1 tRNA gene and 2 rRNA genes are annotated in these 684 nt (G+C 49.9%); all 3 read right to left on the bottom strand.

The annotated features are described in order from the left end of the window. Nucleotides 1-111: ribosomal RNA gene (locus KJS47_RS23795) — 23S ribosomal RNA — on the bottom strand; the annotation flags it as partial. A 274-nt stretch (nt 112-385) separates the two neighbouring features. Continuing rightward, nucleotides 386-461, bottom strand: a tRNA-Ala gene (locus KJS47_RS23790). Between the two features lie 130 nt (nt 462-591). After that, a 16S ribosomal RNA gene (locus tag KJS47_RS23785) occupies nt 592-684 on the bottom strand; the annotation flags it as partial.

Raw genomic sequence — 684 nt, 5'->3', positions numbered from 1 at the left:
ATCCCCGGATCAAAGCCCGCTTACGGCTCCCCGAGGCATTTCGTTGTTCGCCACGTCCTTCTTCGGCTCCTAGCGCCTAGGCATCCTCCGTGTGCTCTTAGTAGCTTAACCTACTAATCCGCGATACATAGTATCGTCAGAACTAACCTTCAACTAAAGGATGTTTCTTGCTTCGCTATCTAGTTTTCAAGGAACAAGATTTTTGCCTCAGCAAAATATCTAACCTCAGATATTCACTTTAGCAACCACGCCGTTTTTAGCGGCGAAAACAATCTTACCACATCTGAAATTCTCCTCGCAACCCGCAAAATTTGCCAGATTGTCCGGCCATCAGATGCCTGATGGAAACCAACTTCTTGTCCAGTTGCCTGTCCAATAGAAGAGTTGGTGGAGCCAAGGAGGATCGAACTCCTGACCTCCTGCTTGCAAGGCAGGCGCTCTCCCAGCTGAGCTATGGCCCCGTAAAGCTCCATCAAAACTGAACAAATCAGAAACGATCCGCCAATGATCGGTTGTTGTTCTCACGAAGAGAACGTTCTGCGTCCGAAGACACTAAATGTATCGCATCTCACCGATGCGGATACTCCATAGAAAGGAGGTGATCCAGCCGCACCTTCCGATACGGCTACCTTGTTACGACTTCACCCCAATCATCTACCCCACCTTCGGCGGCTGGCTCCTTGC

This window comes from Paenibacillus sp. J31TS4, from assembly GCF_018403265.1.
Classification (GTDB): domain Bacteria; phylum Bacillota; class Bacilli; order Paenibacillales; family NBRC-103111; genus J31TS4.
The sequence above is the reverse complement of the archived record's forward strand: the minus strand, read 5'-3'. Positions and strand labels throughout refer to the sequence as shown.